3 protein-coding genes are annotated in these 1766 nt (G+C 78.1%); 1 reads left to right on the forward strand and 2 read right to left on the reverse strand.

The genetic code is table 11. The features are described from left to right. Positions 1–739, forward strand: a 739-nt coding sequence (locus tag GSF22_RS33320; RefSeq protein ID WP_208817879.1) for a lysophospholipid acyltransferase family protein, incomplete at its 5' end; no start/stop codon positions are given. A gap of 4 nt (positions 740–743) precedes the next feature. Here the strand turns inward: GSF22_RS33320 and GSF22_RS33325 are convergent. Both GSF22_RS33325 and GSF22_RS33330 read right to left on the reverse strand, forming a co-directional pair. Continuing rightward, the gene (locus GSF22_RS33325) at positions 744–1238 is read right to left on the reverse strand and encodes a LuxR family transcriptional regulator (RefSeq protein ID WP_208817880.1); all 495 of its coding nucleotides are present in this window, start codon (positions 1236–1238) and stop codon (positions 744–746) included. After that, a partial coding sequence (locus tag GSF22_RS33330; protein ID WP_244454587.1) for a helix-turn-helix transcriptional regulator occupies positions 1235–1766 on the reverse strand: 532 nt, incomplete at its 5' end. The genes GSF22_RS33330 and GSF22_RS33325, both read right to left, overlap by 4 nt.

Here is a 1766-nt window from a genome sequence, read left to right on the forward strand (position 1 = left end):
ACCCCGCCTGTGGCGCGCCGCGCAGCTCGCCGCCCGGCTCGTGGTCGCCGCCACCGCCCGGCTGCACGTCACCGGTGACGTACCCGACACCCTGCGGCGCGGCCCGCTGATCCTGGCCGCCAACCACATCAGCCCGTTCGACCCGATCGTGCTGGCCGCCGCCTGCCACACCCGGGGCGTCGCACCCCGGATCATGGCCACCGGTGGACTGTTCCGCGCCCCGCTGCTCGGCACCGCCATGCGGCACTGCGGGCACATCCGCGTCGACCGGGGTACCGCCGGGGTCGCGCAGGCCCTCACCGACGCCGCGACCGCGGTCACCGCCGGGTCGGTGGTGCTGGTCTACCCGGAGGGCCGCATCGGCCTGGACCCCGGCATGTGGCCCGAACGCGGCAAGACCGGCACCGCGCGGTTGGCGTTCGCCAGCGGCGCACCGGTCGTACCGGTGGCGCAGTGGGGGTCACACGAGGTACTGCCGTACTCGGCGCCGCAGGGGATGCTGCCGGCCCTGCTCCGGGCGTTCGTGCGCCGCCCCACGGTGCGGGTGCACTTCGGTCCGCCCGTCGACGTGACCGGTGTGCAACCGGCCGGTGCGGGCGCGGCGCGGCGGGCCACCGACCTGATCGTCGACGCGCTCACCGACACGCTGGTGCCGTTACGGCCCGACGAACCGGACGGGCCCCGGCACGTCGACCCGAGCCGGCCGGTCGACACCACCCGGATGCACCGGCGACGCTGACCGGTCAGCCGGCCCGCCGGTGCAGGTAGGCCAGTACCGCCTCCCGGGTGGTGCGTACCCCCAGGGCGGCCCGCGCGGCGGCGATCCGACGGTTCGCGGTACGCAGGGACAGGAACTCGGCCGCCGCGGCGGCGGCGATGGTCTCCCCCGCCGCGAGCCGGGCCAGCAGGGCCACCTGTTCGGGGCGCAGCGGCAGCACCGCCGGTACGGTCGGGCCGGGGGTGAGCCGGTCCAGGTCGGCGCGTAACGCCCGGCCCCGGGGGCTGGTCGGGTCGACCACGGCGACCACGCCGGCGCCCCGGGCGGCGGCCAGCACCACCAGCCGCACCGTGTCGTCGTCGTCGACCCGCCCGAACAGCACCAGCCGGGTGTCGCTGACGTCCCACGTGTCGGCGAGCAACGCGAACCCCTCCCGGGTGTGCCAGCCGTCGCGGGTCAGGGCGCGCAGCACCGTCGTCGCGGCGGGCAGGTCGGGCAGCACGTGCCGGGGCACGGTCATCGGGGTGCGGCCAGGGTCATCGCGGCGGCGGCGGTGCGGGTACGGGCACCGAGTTTGCGCATGCCGGCGCGGACGTGGGTTTCGACGGTCTCCACGGACACCCCGAGCCGCCCGGCGATGCGTCGGCTCGGTTCGCCCTGCGCGACCAGCCGCAGCACCTGCCGTTCCCGGTCGGTCAGCGGCCCGTCGCCACGGCCGGCGGGCGGGCCGGCGCCGGGCGTGCCGTGGGCGCGTAACGCCCGGCGGGCCTGCCCGGCCAGCACCACCAGCCCGGCGTCGACGGCGATGCGTTGCGCGGCGCCCAACACGGCCACCGCCTCGGTCGGGTCGGTGGTGGCCGTGGCCTGGGCCAGCAGGCAGCGGACCTGTTCCCGGCGGGCCACCGGCGCCCACCGGTCGGCGGCGGCGGCCAGGTCGGCGGCGGCCCGGCGGTCCCCGGCCCGCGCGGCGGCCAGCGCGGTGAGGGTCACCGCCGCCGGGTGCGGTAGCCGCTGCGGTGGGGTCGTCACGGGGGCGCCCGCCCAGTGG

The sequence above is a fragment of the Micromonospora echinofusca genome (assembly GCF_017614955.1).
Classification (GTDB): domain Bacteria; phylum Actinomycetota; class Actinomycetes; order Mycobacteriales; family Micromonosporaceae; genus Micromonospora; species Micromonospora echinofusca_A.

Bases quoted from the DNA above. Each gene is read 5' to 3' on its own strand.
- GSF22_RS33325 (WP_208817880.1), bottom strand. From the start codon at position 1,238: ATGACCGTGCCCCGGCACGTGCTGCCCGACCTGCCCGCCGCGACGACG.